The 352-nt window shown below is 45.2% G+C and carries 1 pseudogene; it reads left to right on the forward strand.

Going from position 1 to position 352, the window contains the following annotated elements:
• Position 1: 1 nt before the first annotated feature.
• Positions 2-352: pseudogene (locus G4407_RS16350) on the forward strand (site-specific DNA-methyltransferase); the annotation flags it as partial.

Raw genomic sequence — 352 nt, forward strand, 5'->3', positions numbered from 1 at the left:
CCTGAGTTTGGAAGAACTTATGAAAGAGGGAACATACCCAGAGGAATATGCCGAAGGGGAAAACTGGAGAATATTACATGGAGATACATTAAAACTGGTCAAAGCATTCCAGCCGGGAATCTTTGATGCAGTCATTACCGATCCACCGTATGCGTCCGGTGGAACAAAGCAGAATGAAAGAAATCGTACTACAAACCAGAAATACAGCAGTATGAGTGCTGCGAATGCACTTCCGGATTTCGATGGAGATAATAAAGACCAGAGATCTTGGACACACTGGATGGCTGAGTGGCTTTATGATGTGCGGAAAGCCTGTAAGAAAGGTGCTCCGATCTGCCTGTTCATTGACTGG

It is taken from the genome of Allocoprococcus comes (assembly GCF_013300725.1).
GTDB lineage: Bacteria > Bacillota > Clostridia > Lachnospirales > Lachnospiraceae > Allocoprococcus > Allocoprococcus comes_A.